This window comes from Streptomyces sp. NPDC018019 (assembly GCF_044327805.1).
Classification (GTDB): domain Bacteria; phylum Actinomycetota; class Actinomycetes; order Streptomycetales; family Streptomycetaceae; genus Streptomyces.
Genome location: NZ_JBIRGD010000019.1, coordinates 34191 through 53607, shown reverse-complemented (window position 1 = coordinate 53607; position 19417 = coordinate 34191). Strand labels below are relative to the sequence as shown.

At 73.4% G+C, this 19417-nt stretch carries 12 protein-coding genes and 1 pseudogene; 3 read left to right on the top strand and 10 right to left on the bottom strand.

Annotated features, from left to right (window positions below):
- Positions 1-44: 44 nt before the first annotated feature.
- Both ACH4FX_RS28175 and ACH4FX_RS28170 read right to left on the bottom strand, forming a co-directional pair.
- Positions 45-332, bottom strand: coding sequence for an antibiotic biosynthesis monooxygenase family protein (locus tag ACH4FX_RS28175; RefSeq protein ID WP_398483552.1), 288 nt, complete (start codon positions 330-332; stop codon positions 45-47).
- A gap of 53 nt (positions 333-385) precedes the next feature.
- Positions 386-1420: a GlxA family transcriptional regulator gene (locus ACH4FX_RS28170; RefSeq protein WP_398483550.1), complete on the bottom strand. Its 1035-nt coding sequence runs from the start codon at positions 1418-1420 to the stop codon at positions 386-388.
- 85 nt (positions 1421-1505) lie between these two features.
- Between ACH4FX_RS28170 and ACH4FX_RS28165 the strand changes: the two genes are divergently transcribed.
- Entirely contained in the window at positions 1506-2438 is a 933-nt protein-coding gene (locus ACH4FX_RS28165) for an NADP-dependent oxidoreductase (RefSeq protein WP_398483745.1), read from the top strand.
- A gap of 16 nt (positions 2439-2454) precedes the next feature.
- Here the strand turns inward: ACH4FX_RS28165 and ACH4FX_RS28160 are convergent, their stop codons facing one another.
- The 5 genes from ACH4FX_RS28160 to ACH4FX_RS28140 form a co-directional block, all read right to left on the bottom strand.
- Positions 2455-4071, bottom strand: coding sequence for a sensor histidine kinase (locus ACH4FX_RS28160; RefSeq protein WP_398483548.1), 1617 nt, complete (start codon positions 4069-4071; stop codon positions 2455-2457).
- A gap of 82 nt (positions 4072-4153) precedes the next feature.
- On the bottom strand, positions 4154-4828 hold the full coding sequence (locus tag ACH4FX_RS28155; protein WP_398483547.1) for a response regulator: 675 nt from the start codon (positions 4826-4828) through the stop codon (positions 4154-4156).
- A 141-nt stretch (positions 4829-4969) separates the two neighbouring features.
- On the bottom strand, positions 4970-6622 hold the full coding sequence (locus ACH4FX_RS28150) for a M4 family metallopeptidase (RefSeq protein ID WP_398483545.1): 1653 nt from the start codon (positions 6620-6622) through the stop codon (positions 4970-4972).
- A 268-nt stretch (positions 6623-6890) separates the two neighbouring features.
- Positions 6891-9158: a M4 family metallopeptidase gene (locus ACH4FX_RS28145; RefSeq protein WP_398483543.1), complete on the bottom strand. Its 2268-nt coding sequence runs from the start codon at positions 9156-9158 to the stop codon at positions 6891-6893.
- A 345-nt stretch (positions 9159-9503) separates the two neighbouring features.
- Positions 9504-10562, bottom strand: coding sequence for a YncE family protein (locus ACH4FX_RS28140; protein WP_398483541.1), 1059 nt, complete (start codon positions 10560-10562; stop codon positions 9504-9506).
- A 262-nt stretch (positions 10563-10824) separates the two neighbouring features.
- Here ACH4FX_RS28140 and ACH4FX_RS28135 point away from each other — a divergent pair, with 262 nt between their 5' ends.
- Complete coding sequence (locus ACH4FX_RS28135) at positions 10825-11331, top strand: DinB family protein (RefSeq protein WP_398483539.1); 507 nt, start codon at positions 10825-10827, stop codon at positions 11329-11331.
- Positions 11332-11457: 126 nt separating this feature from the next.
- A pseudogene (locus ACH4FX_RS28130) lies at positions 11458-12459 on the top strand (carboxylesterase family protein).
- Between the two features lie 551 nt (positions 12460-13010).
- Here ACH4FX_RS28130 and ACH4FX_RS28125 read toward each other — a convergent pair.
- From ACH4FX_RS28125 to glgX, 3 genes are all read right to left on the bottom strand, one after another.
- Positions 13011-14939, bottom strand: coding sequence for an ABC transporter ATP-binding protein (locus ACH4FX_RS28125; RefSeq protein ID WP_398483537.1), 1929 nt, complete (start codon positions 14937-14939; stop codon positions 13011-13013).
- Positions 14936-16816 (bottom strand): ABC transporter ATP-binding protein, encoded by a 1881-nt coding sequence (locus ACH4FX_RS28120; protein ID WP_398483535.1) that lies wholly within the window; start codon positions 16814-16816, stop codon positions 14936-14938. The genes ACH4FX_RS28125 and ACH4FX_RS28120 overlap by 4 nt, the downstream gene beginning before the upstream one ends.
- A gap of 128 nt (positions 16817-16944) precedes the next feature.
- Positions 16945-19164, bottom strand: a complete 2220-nt coding sequence (gene glgX / locus ACH4FX_RS28115; RefSeq protein WP_398483743.1) for a glycogen debranching protein GlgX — start codon at positions 19162-19164, stop codon at positions 16945-16947.
- Positions 19165-19417: the final 253 nt, after the last annotated feature.

Genomic DNA, 19417 nt, shown 5'->3' with positions numbered 1-19417 from the left:
GCCGGGGCCGCGCACGGCGTCGTGCGCGGCCCCGGCCGTGGCGTTCACCGCGACACGAGGAAGTGGACCTGGCGGGGCCGGACCTCCAGGTCGCTCAGGCCCTCGGGTGTCGCGCCCAGCTCGCGGCCCACCTCGGCCGCCGCGCGGAAGGCCTCCTCGGTCTCGAAGGCGCCGGTGGTGACGACGGCTTCGCCGTCCGGGGTGACCCAGACCCCCACGGACAGGAAGCCCGGCTGCGACCGCGCCGCCTCGGCGACCTGGTGGCACTCGGCGACGAACTCCTCGACGTGCTCGGGAGCCGGGTAGTGGAAGGCGACGAATCCGAACGCCATGGTGGGGGTCCCCTCTCGGTGGTCCGTTCCGGTACGAGCCGGACCCGGCCAAGCTAGACCGGCTGTACGGCCGCGTACAGCCGGACGGGGGCGCGACGGGCGGGATCAGCCAGTGGGAACCGCCGGCTGGTCCCGCCCGTCGCCGCGCGAGGAGCCCGGAAGGTGCGCCGGTAGGTCTGCGGCGAGACGCCGATCGCGGCGTGCAGATGCTGCCGCAGGGACGCGCCGCCCGCGAAGCCGACCTGCCCGGCGATCAGGTCCACCGGCAGGTCGCTGGTCTCCAGCAGCTGGCGGGCGCGCAGCAGCCGCTGCTGGATCAGCCACCGCCCGGGGCTGAGCCCGGTCTCGTCGCGGAACCGGCGGTTGAAGGTGCGCAGGCTCATCCCGGCGTGCCGGGCTAGCCGGGTCAGGGTCAGCGGCTCGTCCAGGTGCTCCAGGGCCCACTGCTGGGTGGCCGCGGTGCCGGTCGCGGTCGGTGCGGGCACCGGCTGTTCGACGTACTGGGCCTGGCCGCCGTCGCGGAACGGCGGTACGACGCACTTCCGGGCCGCGTGGTTGGCGAGCGCGCCGCCGTGGTCCGCGCGCACCAGGTGCAGGCACACGTCGATGCCGGAGGCGGCGCCGGACGAGGTGAGCACGTCGCCGTCGTCGACGAAGAGCACGTCGGGGGTGAGCCGGACCTTCGGGAAGCGCCGCCGGAAGTCCTCGGTGAGCTGCCAGTGGGTGGTGGCCGGGCGGCCGTCCAGCAGTCCGGCGGCGGCCAGGACGTAGGCGCCGGTGCAGATCGACACGGTGCGCGTACCGGGGCGGACCATCGCCAGCGCGGCGGCGACCGTGTCCGGCAGCTCGCTGCGGACGTGGTCGGGGGCGATGGACGGGATCACCACCGTGTCGGCGGTGCGCAGCACCTCCGGCCCGTGCTCGACGGTGATCGAGAAGTCGGCGCCGCAGCGCACCGGGCGCCCGTCGGCCGAGCAGGTCAGCACTTCGTAGCGGCCGTCGGCGGCGCCGAAGACCCGCCCTGGTATGCCGAGCTCGAACGGATAGACGCCCTCCAGGGCCAGGACCACCACACGATGCGTACGCATGGCACGATCCTATCGGGAGATGGCCATCGTGCCATTGTCGCGGTCCGGACGGCCGATGATGCTGGACGGCATGAGCGAACACACCATGCGTGCCATCAGCCAGGACGTCACCGGCGGACCCGAGGTCCTGAAGGAAACCGAACTTCCCCGCCCCGAGCCGGGCGTCGGCCAGATCCAGATCGCGGTCCGCGCCGCCGGGGTCAACCCCACCGACTGGAAGCACCGCGCGGCCGGACTCTTCATCAAGGAGCTGCCCCGCGTCCTGGGCTGGGACGTCTCCGGCGTCGTGACGGCCGTCGGCATCGGCGTCACCCTGTTCGAACCGGGCGACGAGGTCTTCGGCATGGTCCCGTACCCGTACGGCGTCGGCACCCACGCCGAGTACGTCACCGGCCCCGCGCGCGCCTTCGTGCACAAGCCCGCCGCCCTCGACCACGTCCAGGCGGGCGCCCTGCCGCTGGCCGCGCTCACCGCGTACCAGGCCCTGGTGGACACCGCGGACATCGGGCCCGGCCGACGGGTCCTGATCCACGCGGCGGCGGGCGGCGTCGGCCACCTCGCCGTACAGATCGCCAAGGCCAGGGGCGCCCATGTGATCGGCACGGCCAGTGCGGGCAAGCACGACTTCCTGCGCTCGCTCGGCGCCGACGAGGTGATCGACTACCGGGAGACCGATTTCACCGAGGCCGCCGGGACGGTCGACGTGGTCCTGGACACCATCGGCGGCGACACCCTCACCCGCTCCCTGGAGGTGGTGCGCGAGGGCGGGACCGTCGTCACGATCCTCGTCGGCGCCACCCCGCAGGAGACCGCCCGGGCCGCCGAACGCGGGGTCCGCCTGGCACAGATGATCGTCGAGGCCGACCACGCGGGCATGCGGGAGATCGCCGCCCTCGCCGCATCCGGCAGGCTGCGTGCGCACATCGCCGCGGCCTTCCCCCTGGCGGAGGCCGCGAAGGCGCACGAAATGGGCGAGACCGGCCGGACGACGGGGAAGATCGTGCTGGAGGTGAGGTGACGGAGCGGCGCCACGGCTACCGCGCCGACGGCCGGTCCCGGCGGTGGACGACGTCCTTCGACGCCAGCCGGCCGTCCGCGAAGCACAGTTGGTACGCCACGTCGTCGGTGTACGCGCGGTAGCCGTAGTACCGGCAGGTGTGGCCGGGCGGCGGGGCGGGGGTGCCGTCCGGTGGTACGTCCACGGAGAAGAACGGCAGCCGCGCCTCCACCGCCGCCCGGTCCTCGCCGATCCGCAGCCGCTCGTACGTCCCACGGTCCAGCACCGACCAGGACGGGCTGATCAGCGCGAAGACGCCCATGACCAGCAGCAGTCCGGTGAACAGCGCGGCCGGCACGGTCACGGTCTGCACCAGCCGCCGCCGCACCCGCTCCCGGGCGGACGCCAGTTCCCGCTGCGACAGGCTCCACCGGGAGGTGTCGCCGGGGCCGCGCACCGGCGCCCGGCCGGTCGTCGGCAGCCGCGCCGCGACCTCGAAGCCGCCCGCGGGCGTCGGCCCGGCGCGCAGTTCACCGCCCGCCAGCCGGACCCGCTCGTCCAGCCCCACCAGCCCGTTGCCGCCGGAGACCGGGGCCGGGGCGGGCGCCGTGCCGGGCGGGGGCGCCGCGTTGGTGACCGTGACGTCCAGCCGCCGCCCGTCGCCGTCCAGCCGCACGTCCACCGGCGCGCCCGGCGCGTGCTTCGCGGCGTTGGTCAGACCCTCCTGGACGACGCGGTACACGGCACGCCCGCCCATCACCGGCATGGCCGCCACATCCCCCTCCGGTACCCCGGCGCGCCGCAGCGAGACGTCCAGGCCGGAGGCCCGGGCGCGTTCGACGAGGGCCTCGACGCTGTCGTCGGCGGGCAGCCGGGACGGCTCGGTCCGGTCGTCGGTGCGCAGCACGCCGATGATGTCCCGCAGGTGTTCGGCCGCCGCGCCCGCCGCCGCCCGCAGTTCACCGACCGCCGCCCGCTGGTCCGGCGCCAGCCGCGGATCGACCTCCAGGGCCCCGGCCCGCAGGGTGAGCAGCGCCAGTTCGTGGCCGAGCGAGTCGTGCATGTCCCCGGCGATCCGGGCCCGTTCGCGCAGCCGGGTGCGGTCGGCGACCACCTGCTGCTCGTGCTCCATCCGCTCGGCGAGCTGCCAGCCCGTACGGACCAGGGCCGCGTACTGGCGGCGGTACCGGCCGAGCAGCCACGGCAGGACGACGTTGAAGAGCAGGGTGAGCACCGCGGAGAACCACGGCCACATGTTGCGGGTGAGGACGACGCACAGCGGCAGGCTGACGGCCGCGACGCCCGCGAAGAGCCAGAGGGCGGCGCGGGCCCGCTCGGCCCGTACGCCGGCCAGGTACGCCAGCACGGCCAGCGCGGCGGTGTATTCCACCGTGAACAGGTCCCGGCTGGTGGCCAGCGCCAGCCCGAGGGGCACGGCGAGCGCCGCCAGCGGCCACGTCCGGCGCACCGCCACCGCCGCGCCCAGCAGCGGGATGCCGATCAGCGCCCGCCACGCCCGGGCGCCGAGGTCGTCGTCGAAGGCGGCGGTGAACGGCAGGGACAGGGCCAGCCACAGGCAGACGTCCAGCAGCCGGGCGGCCCACCAGGGGCGCCGGCCGGCGGGCGGCACGAGCCGCGGGAGACGGGTGAACATACGGGCCAGCTTCGCCGATCGGGGCCCGCCGGCGCCCCTGACGAAAGTAAGCGGACCACCGGGCGGGCCCGCCCCGGCCGGTTCACTCGTCCCGGACCAGACCCGCCTCGTACGCGAGGATCGCCGCCTGTACGCGGTTCTTCAGGCCCAGCCGGGCCAGGATCGCGCTGACGTACGCCTTGACCGTGCCCTCGACGACGTACAGCCGGCCGGCGATCTCCGCGTTCGACAGTCCGGCACCGACCAGGGCGAGCACCTCGCGCTCGCGCCCGGTCAGCTCTTCGGTACGGGTCCGGGCCGCGGCCGCCCTGCCCAGCGCGCCGCCGGCGAACTGGCTGATGACGCGGCGGGCCACGGACGGCGAGAGATACGCGCCGCCCTCGGCGGCGGCCCGCACCCCGGTGATCAGCTCGCGCGGGTCGCCGGTCTTCAGCAGGAAGCCGCTGGCGCCGGAGCCGAGGGCGCCGGCCACGTACGTGTCCTCGGAGAAGGTCGTGAGCATCACCACGGCGGTCTCCGGCAGCGTCCGGCGCAGTTCGGCCGCGGCGCCCAGGCCGTCCAGGCGCGGCATCCGGATGTCCAGCAGGCAGACGTCGGGCCGGTGCCGCAGCGCCAGGTCCACCGCCTGCCGCCCGTCGGCCGCCTCCGCGACCACCTCGATGCCGGGCGCGGCGCCGAGGATGGCGCGCACCCCGGCCCGGATCATCGCCTCGTCGTCCGCCAGCAGCACCCGGACGGTCGCCCCCTCATCGCTCATACGGGCACCCTAGTCACCGGTCCGGCACCGGACGCCGCCGGGCATGTGGAAGGGCGGTGTCCGAAGGGAGGTTGGGAGCCTCCGGACACCGCCCGGTCGTGGGGTGCGCCGTCCCGGGAGGACGGGCCGGCCGTACCGCCCTTACTTCACCGCGACACCCGTCCAGGCCGCCTCGACGCCCTTGACCTCGGCGCTGTCCGCGCCGAACAGGTCGGTGGCCGCCTTGACGGTCGCCTCACGGGCGCCCTTGTAGTCGGTGTTCGAGGTCATGTACGTGGTCAGCGCCTTGAACCAGATCTTCTCGGCCTTGTCCCGGCCGATGCCCTCGACCTTCTTGCCGTCCGCGGTCGGGCTGTCGTACTTGACGCCGCCGATTTCCTTCGCGCCGCTGCCCTCGGAGAGCAGGTAGAAGAAGTGGTTGGCGATGCCCGAGGAGTAGTGCACGTCGACGTTGCCGGCCTCCGGGGTCCAGCTGTCCAGGGACTGGCCGTCCTTGGAGGGCTTGTCCATGTAGCGCAGCGGCTTGCCGTCACCGGCGATGTCGATCTTCTCGCCGATCAGGTAGTCGCCGGCGTCCTCCTTGTTCTTCGCGAAGAACTCCACGGAGGTGCCGAAGATGTCGGAGGTGGCCTCGTTCAGGCCGCCCGACTCGCCGCTGTAGGTGAGGTTGGCGGTGGCCGAGGTGACGCCGTGGCTCATCTCGTGCGCCGCCACGTCGATCGAGGTGAGGGGCTTCTTGTTGCCCTCGCCGTCGCCGTACGTCATGCAGAAGCAGCTGTCGTCCCAGAACGCGTTGGCGTAGTTCTGGCCGTAGTGGACGCGCGAGGTGGCGCCCTTGCCGTCGCCCTTGATGCCTGCGCGGCCGTGCACGGTCTTGTAGTAGTCCCAGGTCAGCTGGGCGCCGTAGGCGGCGTCGACGGCGGCGGTCTGCGGGTCGTCGGCCTTGCCGTTGCCCCACTTGTCGTCCTCGTCGGTGAACAGCTTGCCCTCGCCGCTCTCGCTGCCGCTCAGGTTGAACGTGGAGTGGCCGCCGCGCCCCTCGTCGGTCAGCTCGAAGCCGCTGCCGCCCTTCTTCGTGCCGATCTCGACCGAGCCGCTGTAGGCGCTGGTGCCCGCGCCGTTCTCGATGCCCTGGTACTGGAAGAGCTTCTTGCCGGTGTCGGCGTCGGTGATGACGTGCAGCTGGTTGGGCGTGCCGTCCTTCTGGAAGCCGCCGACCACGGTGTCGTACGCCAGGACCGGCTTGCCGGAGGCGGCCCAGACGACCTTCTTGGGCGTCACGGCGGCGGCCTGCTTGGCGCCGAACGACTTCGCGGTGCCCTGGGCGGCCTGGGCCGCGGCCTTCGGGGCGATCTTCGGGGTGGTCGAGGCGACGGCTATCTTCGCGCTGTTGGCCTTGGTCGTGCTCTTGACCGCGCCGTCCTTGGCCCGGTGCACGATCAGGTCGCCGCCGAGGACCGGCAGTCCGGCGAAGGTGCGGTCGTAGCGGGTGTGGGTGGTGCCGTCGGCGTCCTTGACGACGTCCTTGACGACGAGCTTCTCCTGGGCGCCCAGGCCCAGTTCCTTCGCCGCCCGGGCCTTGGTGGCGCCGGCGTCGCGCAGCAGTTCGGCGCGGTGCGAGGCGGTCAGCTGGACGGGCGAGGCCGCCGCGGCCTTCGCGGCCTTCGCGGTGGTGTCGGGGCCTGTGGGGGAGGCGCCCGCGGTACCGGCCGTGACGGCCCCGGCTATCAGGGCGCCGGCCGCCGCCAGGGAGATACCGGTGATACGCGCCTTACGGGATATGTGGGGGGACACGCGTGCTCCTTCGACTTTGCCAAGGGTGGGGGTGCAAAGCGATGCGGGTGTGACTTGAGGGGGAAGACTGCCACTCGAACGCGTGCATGTCAGGGGGTGGTCGGGAAGTTGGCGGGAAATCGTCCGTAGAGCGAACATCACTGTTCGTATGCCGGAGTTGTACGCAACGGAGCGGGCGTCGCCCCAGGTGAGGGGCGACGCCCGGTCTGGTGGACGCCGAACTGGGCGGCGGGTCGCGGCGGTTGGCCCGCGCGCGGCCGCCGTCAGCTCAGAAGGTCAGCTTCCAGCTGTTGATGTAGCCGGAGTCCTGCTGGTAGACGTCCCGGACCCGCAGGTTCCAGGTGCCTTCCGCCGCCTCGGAGGAGGCGTTGACGGTGTACGTGGCCTTCACGTTCGCCGCCGAGTCGGCCGCGTCGGAGTTCTTCAGCCGGTAGGCGGTGCCGTCCGGGGCCACCAGGTCGATCACCAGGTCGCCGCGGTAGGTGTGGACGATGTCCACGTCCACTTTCAGGGCGCTCGGCGCGTTGCCCGTCCGGGTCACCTTGACCGGCGAGTTGACCGCGCTGCCCGCGTCCGGGATCTGCACGTCGTCGAGGTTCTCGAAGACGTCACCGCCGCCGGCCGGTTTGACGGTCCAGGTGAAGCTGGCCGTCCCGGTCTTGTTGGCGGAGTCGGTGACGGTGACCGTCACGTTGCCGGTCCCCGCGGTGGTCGGCGTGCCCGAGATCAGCCCGGAGTCCTGGTTGATGCTCAGCCCGGCCGGCAGCCCGGTCGCCGCGTACTTCAGCGCGCCCGCGTTGCTGCTGGTGGCCTTGATCTGGAGGCTGGCGGGCTGGCCGACGGTGCTGGTCTGGTTGCCCGGGTTGGTCACGCTGACCCCGGTGTCCGGCACGCGCTGGCCGACGTTGACCGCCGCCCAGGTGTTGGCCACCGTGTTGTACGTGGCGCTGCCCTGGCCGAACAGCTCGGCCGCGGCGGACAGCGTCGCGGTGCGGGCGCCGGCGTAGTTGGTGTTCGCGTTCATGTACTTGGTCAGCGCGGAGAACCAGATCTTCTCGGCGTTGGACCGGCCGATGCCGGGCACCGGCAGGTTGTCGTAGGTCGGGCTGTCGTAGTGGACGCCGTTGATGTCCTTGGGTCCGCTGCCCTCGGCCAGCAGGTAGAAGAAGTGGTTGGCGACGCCGGAGGAGTAGTGGACGTCGATGCCGCCGATGCCGGAGTACCAGTAGTCCTTGGAGCGGCCGTCCTTGCTGGGCTTGTCCATGTAGCGCAGCGGCGTGCCGTTGCCGTTGATGTTGATTTCCTCGCCGATGAGGTAGTCACCGACGTCGTTGGGGTTGTTGGCGTTGAACTCGACGGCGGTGGCGAAGATGTCCGAGGTGCCCTCGTTCAGGCCGCCCGGCTCGCCGCTGTAGGTGAGGTTGGCGGTGGCCGAGGTGACGCCGTGGGTCATCTCGTGGGCCGCGACGTCGATGGAGGTCAGCGGCTTGACGTTGCCGCTGCCGTCGCCGTACGTCATGCAGAAGCAGCTGTCCTGCCAGAACGCGTTGACGTAGTTGTTGCCGTAGTGCACCCGGCTGTAGGCGCCGACGCCGTCGCCCCTGATGCCGCTGCGGCCGTGCACGTTCTTGTAGTAGTCCCAGGTCAGCGCCGCGCCGTAGTGCGCGTCCACACCGGCCGTCTGGGCGTTCTGCGGGGTGCCGTCGCCCCAGACGTCGTCCGCGTCGGTGAACAGCGTGCCGGTGCCGGAGGTGCCGCGGTTGAGGTTGTAGGTCTTGTGGTTGCCGCGGGTGGTGTCGGTCAGCGTGTACGAGGGTGCGGTGCCCAGTGTGACCTGGCCGCTGTACATGCTGTTGCCGGTGCCCTCCTGGACGGCCTGCCACTCGGTCAGCTGCGCACCGGTGGCCGCGTTCGTGATCACGTGCAGCTCGTTGGGCGTGGTGCCGTCCTCCTGGACGCCGCCGACGACCGTCTCGTACGCGAGGACCGGCTTGCCGTCGGCGACCCAGACCACCTTGCGCGGCTCCCGGGCCTCGGACTTCCTGGCGCCCTGCGCCTGTGAGGCCTTGACCGCCTTCTGTTCCGCCGCGGCCGGCGCGAGCTTCGCGGTGGTGGTCGGCACGTCGAGCTGCGAGCGCACCGCCTTGGTGACGCCGCGCACCTTCCCGTTGGGCGCCTCGTGGACGACCAGGCCGCCGCCGAGCACCGGCAGGCCCGCGTAGGTGCGCTCGTAACGGGTGTGCACACTGCCGTCGACGTCCTTGACGACGTCCCTGACGACCAGCTTCTCCTTGGGGCCGAGCTTGAGCTGCTTCGCCGTTCCGGCGGCGCCGGCGCTGGCCTCCCGCAGCAGTTCCGCACGCTGCGCCGGGGTCAGTTTCGCGGGCAGCGCGCCCGGGTCGGGCTGTGCGTGGACCTGGCCGGGCCCGGGTGCGGCGGCGGTGCCGGCACCTGCCTGAACGGTCACGGTCAGCATCGCGGCCATGGCGACCACGGCGCCGGTCGCGACGGCGCGCCGATGGGGGGTGCGTCTCACACTGACTCCTTCTGCGGTGGCCGCGACCGGGGGTGCGGCCGAGGGGGACCGGGCGGCGGAGTGACCGTCCGGGCAGAGCGAGGCAGAACACGTGGAACGTGTGGGGGGAGGCACCAGGTGCGGGTGAGCCGGGCGCTTGGAGCGACGAGCGGGCCGTGGGCGCGGAGTGGTGCGGTGTGGGGCTCCGCGCAACGGATGCGGGGAAGAGTGCCATCTGAGGGCCGCGATTGTCAGTGGCCGGTCAATAGTTGGCCGGAAAACGTCCGTAGAGCGGGGGGCCGGGTCCGTATACAGGACGGGACGTTACGTCCATCCCCACCGGCCCCGCGCTCCACGGACGGCCCCTCACGCCGCGTCCGGCCCCGGCACGTACGCCAGCCCGTGGGCCCCCGCCACGCCGCCCCCGGAGATCTCCAGCGTGCGCACCGGCCGCAGGGATTCCAGGTCCACCACGGTGACGGTGCCGGAGAACGCGTTGGACACATAGGCCAGCGCGCCGTCCGGCGACGAGCCGATCGTCAGCGGGAAGACGCCGACCTCCACCTGCCCGGCCGGTTCATGCGTCCCCGGCGCATACACGTTCAGCACACCGGCCGTCTGCCGGCCCGGCGGCGAACCGCCGTCTTCGGCCACCCGCGCCTCACCGGCCAGCACCAGTCCGCCCGCGGTGGTGTGCACCGGCGTCACGGCGCCCCCGGTGGGCAGCGTCCGCACGTGCCGCCCGGTCGCCGTCTCGAACACCCGCACTCCCGTCTCCCGTACGGGCTCCGCGGTCGGGCCGGCGAAGGGCGCCGCCACGTACAGGTACCGGCCGTCGGGCGAGACGGCCAGGCCCTCGCTGCCCGGCACCTCGATCCGCCCGAGGAAGATCCCGGTCTCCGTGTCGACGACCGAGACGAACGGCGCCTCCTTGTTGGCGGCGTAGCCGCGCCGGCCGTCCGGCGCGAGGGTGAACCAGTGGGTCCCGGCGGCCAGGGTGCCGATGCGCCGTACGCGCTTGCGCGTCGTGGTGTCGTACACCACCAGCCCGCCCGGCGTGCCGTCACCGGCCTCCACGCACACGTAGAGCAGACCGCGCTCCTGGTCGAGCGCCAGACCGTGCGGGGCGTGGTCCGGGAAGGTGTCGATGATCCCGACGAGTTCCCGTGCGTCCGGATCGATGACGCAGACCTGGTGGTTGCGGCCCGTGTTCCGGTGATACGAGCCGGAGCGGTAGGTGATCGTGCAGTACAGCAGGCGCCGCCGCGGGTCGTAGCAGAGCTCGTGCGGCTCGCTCGGAACGCCGAGCGCACCGAGCTTCTCGTACGTGCCGACGGCGAAGAACCCGACCGACGACCCGCCCTGGTCGACCACCGCCAGCACATCCCCGGCGCGCGTCGGCCCACCCTGCTTCCCCAGCACCATGGACAACTCCCGTCCCTCGCGTGCGGAGTTGCTCCGCACCTGGTTCCCGCAGCCTGGAACGGACGGCGCGGTGACTCCACTGCACGCCCCGCAAGGAGTCCTTGCGCCCGGGACAAGAACGGAGGCGGCACCGTACGCGCCGCTCCCGCACGCTCCTCCGGAAGTGACACGGATCACCGCCCGTACGCGCCCGGACGGACGCGGAAACGAGGTGCGGCGGCCTCGCGCGCCCGGCAGGATCGGCGCGGTCGAAAGGAAACAGATGACCACCGAACGCCCCCGACCGCCGATGCGCGCGGGCGAGCGCGACACGCTCCGCGCCTACCTCGACTTCCACCGCGCCACCCTCGCCATGAAGTGCGACGGCCTCTCCGCCGAGGAGCTGCGCAGCCGGTCGATGCCGCCGTCCACGCTGTCGCTGCTCGGCCTCGTCCGGCACCTGGCGGAGGTGGAACGCACCTGGTTCCGGCGGGTGATCAACAAGGAGGACATCCCGCTCGTGTGGTCGCCGGAGGGCGACTACCAGGCGGCGTACGACCCCGGCACGGCCACCCGCGCCGACGCGTTCGGCGCCTGGCACACCGAGGTCGAGCACGCCCGCCGCATCGAACGCGCCGCCCCCTGTCTGGACGTGACCGGCCACCAGCCCCGCTGGGGCACCGACGTGTCCCTGCGCGTCGTGATGCTCCACGTCACCCTCGAATACGCCCGCCACAACGGCCACGCCGACTTCCTGCGCGAGGGGATCGACGGGGTGGTGGGGGCCTGACGAGCCGCCTCGCCCCGGGCCACCGGTAAAGGGCCGGCGCGGTACCGCGCGGCGGCGGGACGATGCGAGACGCCGGGGCCGCACACGCCTGTGCCCGCGCCCCGCCCGCCCGGAGGGGGAGTCGTCATGACCGCTGCCGTACCGGAACCGTCCGGTCCCGGGCCCGAGGTCCGTACGGCGGCCGGGGCGTTGCGCGGCAGCGTGGAGGCGGGTGTGGCGGTCTTCCGCGGCATCCCGTTCGCCGAGCCGCCGGTCGGCGCCCTGCGGTTCGCCGCGCCGCGGGCGGTGCCGCGGTGGGACGGGGTGCGACCGGCCCTGGCGTACGGGCCACCGCCCCCGCAAGGCGGCCAACTTCGGCATGGAAGCGTTGTCGCAGGACGCCGCCGACGACTGGCTGCCGCTCAACGTCTGTCCCCCGAACCGGGCCCGGCCGCGGGGCTGCCGGTGCTGGTGTAAATCCAAGGCGGCGCCTACATGATCGGCACGTCCGCCCTTCCCGAGTACGACGGCGGCTGCCTGGCGCGGTCCGGTGTCGTCGTGGTGACCTTCAACTACCGGGTGGGCCTGGAGGGTTTTGGACTGTTCGCAGGAGCGCCCGCCAACCGGGGCCTGCTCGACCAGATCGCCGCCCTGGAATGGGTACGGGACCACATCCGGGCGTTCGGCGGCGACCCGGACCGGGTCACGGTCTTCGGCCAGTCGGCGGGCGCCGGATCGGTCGCCTCGCTTCTGGCGATACCGCGGGCGGCCGGGCTCTTCGGCCGGGCCGTCGCGCAGAGCGTGCAGGGCACGTTCTGCGCACCGGAGCTGGCCGCCGACATCGCCGCCGCCTGCGCCGCCGAGCTGGGGCTCGAACCCACGGCGCGCAAACTTTCCACGGTGACCCCGGCCCGGCTGTCCGCCGCCGGCGACACCGTCGGCGCCACGGTGGACCGGCACGCGCCGCGCTGGGGCACCGCCGCACACCGGACCCTCCCGGTCTCACCGGTCGTCGAGAGCGACACCCTGCCGGTCCCGCCGTGGCAGGCCCTGGCGGACGGCGCCGCCCGGGCATCCCGCTCCTCGTCGGCCACACCCGGCACGAGCAGCGGCTCTTCACCGCGATCGACGGCCTGCTCGGACAGGTGACACCGGAGCAGGCCGCGACCGCCCTGCGCACCTACGGCCCCGGCCCGGACGGCGCACGCCGCTACCGCGACGCCTTCCCGGCCGCCGGCCCGGACGAGCTCTACGAACCGGTCCACTCCGACCGGCTGTTCCGCATGCCGAGCCTCCACCTCGCCGAGGCCCGGACCGCGGCCGGCGGCCGAGCCCACGCCTACGAGCTGACCTGGCAGGCGCCGGGCATGGACGGTGCCTTCGGCGCCTGCCACGGCCTGGACGTCCCGACGTCCCCCTCGTCTTCGGCAACCTCGACCGAGCCAGCCCGCCGTACTGATCGGCGACGCACCCCCCCCGGAGGCGGAGGCCCTTTCGGCCCGCATGCGCGCCGCGTGGACGGCGTTCGCCGCCGACGGCGACCCGGGCTGGCCCGCGTACGACACCGACTGCCGCCTCGTCCAGCTCTTCGCCCCCCCGGCCGACCGTCACCACATACCCGGAGGAGCCGTCCCGCCGCATCTGGCAGGACACCTTCGGCGCACTGCGACTGAGCGACGGGTAGCGGCCACCGGCCCGCCTCACACCACGCTCTCCCGCCACGCCTCGTGCAGCTCCGCGAAACGGCCGCGGTCGGCGATCAGTTCGGCGGGGGTGCCGTCCTCGACGATCCGGCCCCCGGACATGACCAGGACCCGGTCGGCCGTTTCGACCGTGGACAGGCGGTGGGCGATGACGACCGCCGTACGGCCGCGCAGGACCGTTTCCATGGCGCGCTGGACCGCGCGCTCGCCGGGGATGTCGAGGGAGCTGGTCGCCTCGTCGAGGATCAGTACGGCCGGGTCGGCGAGCAGGGCCCGGGCGAACGCGACGAGCTGGCGCTGGCCGGCGGATATCCGGCCGCCGCGCTTGCGCACGTCGGTGTCGTACCCGTCCGGCAGGGCGGCGATGAAGTCATGGGCGCCGATGGCCCGCGCGGCCTGTTCGACCTGCTCGCGGGTGGCGTCCGGGCGGCCGATGGCGATGTTCTCGGCGACCGTGCCGGAGAAGAGGAACGCCTCCTGGGTGACCATCACCACCGCGCGGCGCAGGTCGGCGGTGGACAGGTCGCGCAGGTCCACGCCGTCCAGGAGTATCCGGCCGGCGTCGGAGGCTTCCCCGTTCGCAGGGGGGCGAGGGCCTGGGGAAGGGTCGTAGAACCGGGCCAGCAGCTTGGCCAGGGTGGACTTGCCCGCGCCCGTGGAGCCGACGACGGCGACCGTCCGGCCCGCGGCCAGGGTCAGGTCGAAGCGCGGCAGCACCTCGCCGCCGGTGCGGTAGGCGAAGCGGACCCCGTCGAAGGTGACCTCGCGGCCCGGCCGGGAGCCGGGCCGGTCCGGCAGCGGCTGCGGATCGGCGGGCTCCGGGACGCCGGGACGCTGGGCGAGCAGCCCGGCGATCTTCTCCAGCGAAGCGGCGGCGGACTGATAGGAGTTGAGGAACATGCCCAGGCGGTCGATCGGGTCGTACAGGCGGCGCAGGTACAGCACCGCGGCCGCCAGGACGCCCAGCGCCAGGCTGCCGGAAGCCACCCGGTACGCGCCCCACAGGACCAGCGCGGCCACCGCGACGTTGGCCACCAGGCGCGAGGAGACCACGTACCGGGCCATCTCCAGGGTGGCGTCGCCGTTGATGCGCTCGTGCCGCCCGTTCAGGCGGGCGAACGCGGCGTCGTTGGGACGCTCGCGCCGGAACGCCTGCACCGGCCGGATGCCGTTGACCGTCTCCGTGAACTTCACGATGACGGCGGCCATCGCCGACGACTTGACGCTGTAGACGCGCTGGGACCGGCGCCGGAAGGTGCGGACGAGCAGGTACAGCGGCCCGGCGGTGGCGATGGCGGCGGCGCCCAGGCCCCAGTCGAGATAGAGCAGCGTCGCCGTGATGTAGACCGTGGCCAGGATGATGGAGATCAGCTCCTGGAGGCCCTCGGTCAGCAGCTCGCGCAGCGCCTCCACGTCGGTGGTGGCCCGGGAGATCAGCCGGCCCGACGTGTACCGCTCGTGGAAGTCCAGGCTCAGCGCCTGGCCGTGCCGGAAGATCCGGCCCCGCAGGTCGAGCAGGACGTCCTGGCTGATGCGCGCGGAGAGCCGGATGAAGACGTACTGGAGTCCGCCGGAGGCCGACGCGCACAGCAGGTAGGCCATCGCCACGGCGATCAGCGGACCGTGCCGGCCCGCGCGCAGGGCGGGCACCGCGTGGTCGATGGCGAAGGCGACCAGCAGCGGCCCGGCCTGGACGGCGGCCTGCTGGAGCAGGAGGAGGACGCTCGCCGCCCAGACGCTGCGGGTGTGCGGGCGCAGCAGCGAACCCAGGAGGGAGCGGGACGCGCCCTTGGCGGTGGGCAGGACGTCCTGTTCGAAGGGGTCGGAGGAGGCGGTGGCGGCCGGGGGAGGGGCGGGCGGCAACGGCGCGGCGCCGTCGTCCGGCGCGCCGCCCGTGGCCGTACCGGCATCGGTGCTCGTCGTCATCGCACGCTCTTCCCTTCGCGTCGGGCGGTGCTGCCGTCGTCCGCGGCGCCGGACATCAGCGCCGCGTACTCGGCGTTCTCCCGCAGCAGTTCGTGGTGGGTGCCGACGGCCGCGATCCGCCCGCCGGACAGCAGCGCCACCCGGTCGGCGAGCAGGACCGTGGACGGGCGGTGGGCGACGACCAGGGCCGTGGTGGTCGCCAGCACCTGCCGCAACGCCGCCTCGACCAGCGCTTCGGTGTGCACGTCCAGCGCCGACAGCGGATCGTCCAGGATCAGGAAGCGCGGCCGGCCGACCACCGCGCGGGCCAGCGCGAGCCGCTGCCGCTGCCCGCCGGACAGGCTCAGCCCCTGCTCGCCGACCTCGGTGTCGCGGCCGTCGGGCAGCGCGTCCACGAACCCGTCGGCCTGGGCGACGCGCAGCGCGCGCACGAGATCGTCCGGGCCGGCGTCCGCCGCGCCCATCAGGACGTTCTCCGCCACCGTCGCGGAGAACAGGGTCGGCTCCTCGAAGGCCATCGCCACCCGGGCCCGCAGCTCGTCGCGGGTCAGCGTCGTGATGTCCGTGCCGTCCAGGGTGATGCGTCCGCCGGTGACGTCGTACAGCCGGGGGACGAGCGCGGTGAGCGTGGTCTTGCCGCTGCCGGTCGCGCCGACCAGGGCCAGCGTCTCGCCGGGGCGGATGTGCAGGTCGATGCCCTGGAGGGTGGGCGGGGCCCCGGCGGGCGCGTCCGGATAGCGGAAGGTGACGTCGTGGAAGGCGAGGCCCGCCTTCTCGGGAGCGGCGCCGCCCGGTCCGCCGCCGGGCGCCGTGCGTACGTCGTCCCGGTCCGCCACCGGCGCGTCCAGGACCTCGAAATACCGGTCGGTGGCCGCCGCCGCGTCGTTGCTCATCGCCAGCAGGAAGCCGATCGACTCCACCGGCCACATCAGGGCCAGCGCCGTGGACAGGAACGCGACGAGGGTGCCGGCCGACAGCTCGCCGTCGGCCACCTGGACCGTGCCGAGCACCAGCGCCGCCCCGAGGGCCAGCTCCGGCAGAGCCATGATGAACGCCCACAGGGTGGCCAGCAGCCGGGCCTTGCGCAGCTCGGTCGTGCGCAGCCGGGCCGTCAGCGCCCGGAAGGCGCGGGCCTGGCTGCGGTGCCGGCCGAAGCCCTTGATGATCCGGATGCCGAGGACCGACTCCTCCACGACCGTGGTCAGATCACCGACCTGGTCCTGGGCCCGCCGCGCCGCCAGCGCGTACTTCGCCTCGAAGACCGAGCACAGCACGATCAGCGGCACGATCGGGGCCAGCAGCACCAGCCCCAGCGACCAGCGCTGGACCAGCAGAATCGCGCAGCCCACCAGGATCGTGGTGGCGTTGACGAGCAGGAACGTCAGCGGGAACGCCAGGAACAGGCGCAGCAGTTGCAGGTCCGTGGTGCCCCGGGAGAGCAGCTGGCCGGAGGCCCAGCGGTCGTGGAAGGCGACCGGCAGCCGCTGCACGTGCCGGTACAGGGACTCGCGCATCGTGGCCTCGACACGGGCCAGCGGCCGTGCCACCAGCCAGCGCCGCAGCCCGAACAGGCCCGCCTCCGCTATCCCGAGCAGGAGCAGGTAACCGCCGCCCAGCCAGGCGCCGGCCGGGTCGCGCGCCGCGATCGGCCCGTCCACCAGCCATTTGAGGACGAGCGGGATGACCAGCCCGATGCAGGACGCGAGGATCGCCACGAACGCCGCAAGGCCGAGCCGCGCCCCCACCGGCCGGACGAACGGCCACAACCGCAGCAGGGAGCGCACGGCGGAGCGCCGGGCCGCCGGACGCCGTCCGGTGGCGGGGGCACGGGCGGGCTCGCCGGGCTGCTGACTCGTCACCTTCGCTGTATCGGCCATCAGCACCGAGAGTACGGCTCACCACTGACATCGCTCACCGGGTTTTCGCGCGCCGTACGCGGCAGTTGGGGCGGGGGAGACGGCAGAAGCCCGGGTCCGTGGCGCGCCCGGGGGCCGGACGCCGGTGCTCAGTCGGCCATCGCGCGCAGCAGCAGCACCGACCGCTCGGGGACGGTGAGCCGCGTCCCGGCGGGCAGGGCGGTGCCGGGCGGCTCGTCCTGGTCCTCGCGCGAGGTGTCGACGACCAGTTCGTACGCGTCGGCCCAGGGCGGGCCGGGGAGGGTGAAGGCGGCCGGGCGGTGCCCGGTGTGCAGCACGACGAGGAAGCTGTCGTCGACGACCGGGCGGCCCACGGGGTCGCGCTGCGGGATGTCGGTGCCGGAGAGGTACATGCCGAGCGACGGGGTGGGCGCGTACCAGTCCGCCTCGGTCATCTCCGTGCCGCGCGGGGTGAACCAGGCCAGGTCGCGCAGGCCGTCGGGGCGCTGCGGGCGGCCGGAGAAGAACGCGCGGCGGCGCAGTACGGGGTGGTCGCGGCGCAGCGTGATCAGCCGGGACGCGAGCGTGGCCAGGGACCGCCAGCCCGGGTCCGCCAGCAGCGACCAGTCCACCCAGCTGGTCGCGTTGTCCTGGCAGTAGGCGTTGTTGTTGCCGCCCTGCGTACGTCCCATCTCGTCGCCCGCGACGAGCATCGGCACCCCGGTGGACAGCAGCAGCGTCGTGATCATGTTGCGCAGCTGGCGGCGGCGCAGCGCCCGGACGCCGGCGTCGTCGGTCTCGCCCTCCGCGCCGCAGTTCCACGAGCGGTTGCCGTCGGTGCCGTCGCGGTTGCCCTCGCCGTTGGCCGCGTTGTGCTTGTGCCCGTACGAGACCAGGTCGCGGAGGGTGAAACCGTCGTGCGAGGTGATGAAGTTGACCGAGGCGTACGGGCGCCGGCCGCCCCACGCGTACAGGTCGCTCGATCCGGAGAGCCGGTAGCCGAGGTCGCGTACGTCGGGGTGGGCGCCGCGCCAGAAGTCGCGCACGGTGTCGCGGTAGCGGTCGTTCCACTCCGTCCACAGCGGCGGGAAGGCGCCGACCTGGTAGCCGCCGGAGCCCACGTCCCAGGGCTCGGCGATCAGCTTGACGCGGCGCAGCACCGGGTCCTGGGCGATCACCGCGAGGAACGGCGAGAGCATGTCCACGTCATGCATGGAGCGGGCCAGGGCCGCCGCGAGATCGAAGCGGAAACCGTCCACGCCCATCTCGGTGACCCAGTAGCGCAGCGAATCGGTGATCAGGCGCAGCACGTTGGGCTGCACGACGTGCAGGGTGTTGCCGCAGCCCGAGTAGTCGGCGTAGCGCCGTCCGCCGTCTGCGGGCCGGTAGTAGCCGCGGTTGTCGATGCCGCGGAACGAGAGGGTGGGGCCCAGCTCGCTCGCCTCGGCGGTGTGGTTGTAGACCACGTCGAGGACGACCTCGATACCGGCGTCGTGCAGGGCCCGCACCATCCGTTTGAACTCGCCGACCTGCTGGCCGCGGGTGCCGGTGGCGGCGTACCCGGCGTGCGGTGCGAAGTAGCCGATGGAGTTGTAGCCCCAGTAGTTGCGCAGCCCGCGGCGCAGCAGGTGGTCCTCGTGGGCGAACTGGTGCACCGGCAGCAGCTCGACGGCGGTCACGCCGAGGCGGGTGAGGTGGGATATCGCGGCCGGGTGCGCCAGACCCGCGTACGTGCCGCGCAGTTCCTCGGGGATGTCCGGGTGGAGCATGGTGAAGCCGCGGACGTGCATCTCGTACAGGACGGTGTCGGACCAGGACGTCTTGGGCCGCCGGTCGTCCATCCACTCGTCGCCGCCGTCCTCCGGGTCCTCGTCGCCGACGACGACGCCCTTGGGGACGTACGGGGCGGAGTCGCGGTCGTCGCGCACGGTGTCCGCGACATGCTGCTGCGGCCAGTCGCGGACGTGCCCGTACACCTGGGCGGGCAGTGTGAACTCGCCGTCCACGGCGCGTGCGTACGGGTCCAGCAGCAGTTTGGCCGGGTTCCAGCGGGCGCCGGTCCACGGGTCCCAGCGGCCGTGCACCCGGTAGCCGTAGCGCGTGCCCGGCCGGACGCCGGGCAGGAAGCCGTGCCAGATCTCGTGCGTCAGCTCGGTGAGCGCGTGCCGCGTCTCACGGCCCGCGTCGTCGAAGAGGCACACCTCGACGGACTCCGCGCCGCCCGCCCACAGGGCGAAGTTGGTGCCCGCCACGCCGTCGGGGCCCGTGCGGCAGCGGGCCCCGAGCGGCTGCGGGCTGCCGGGCCGGACCGGTACGGGCGGCGGCGCGGCGCGGATGTCCGCGTCCGGCGCGGCGGCCGGACCGGTCATCCGGGCGGGTGGCACGCGGAGCCGGTGGCCGTTGACGGGCGCGGCGCCGCTGCCGGATCGCGTGCCGTACGCGGCGCCGGGGCCGGTGCCGTGCCCGGCGTCCGGGGCGGCCTCCCGCTCCGTGCCCGGGGCCGCCGTACGGCCGGGGCCGTCACCGTGCTGCCCGCTCCGCCCGTCGTCGCCGCCCCGCACGTGCGGTACCGACTCCTGCTCGGGTGCGCTCGACACAGGGCAGCCTCCCGCGGCTCGGGAC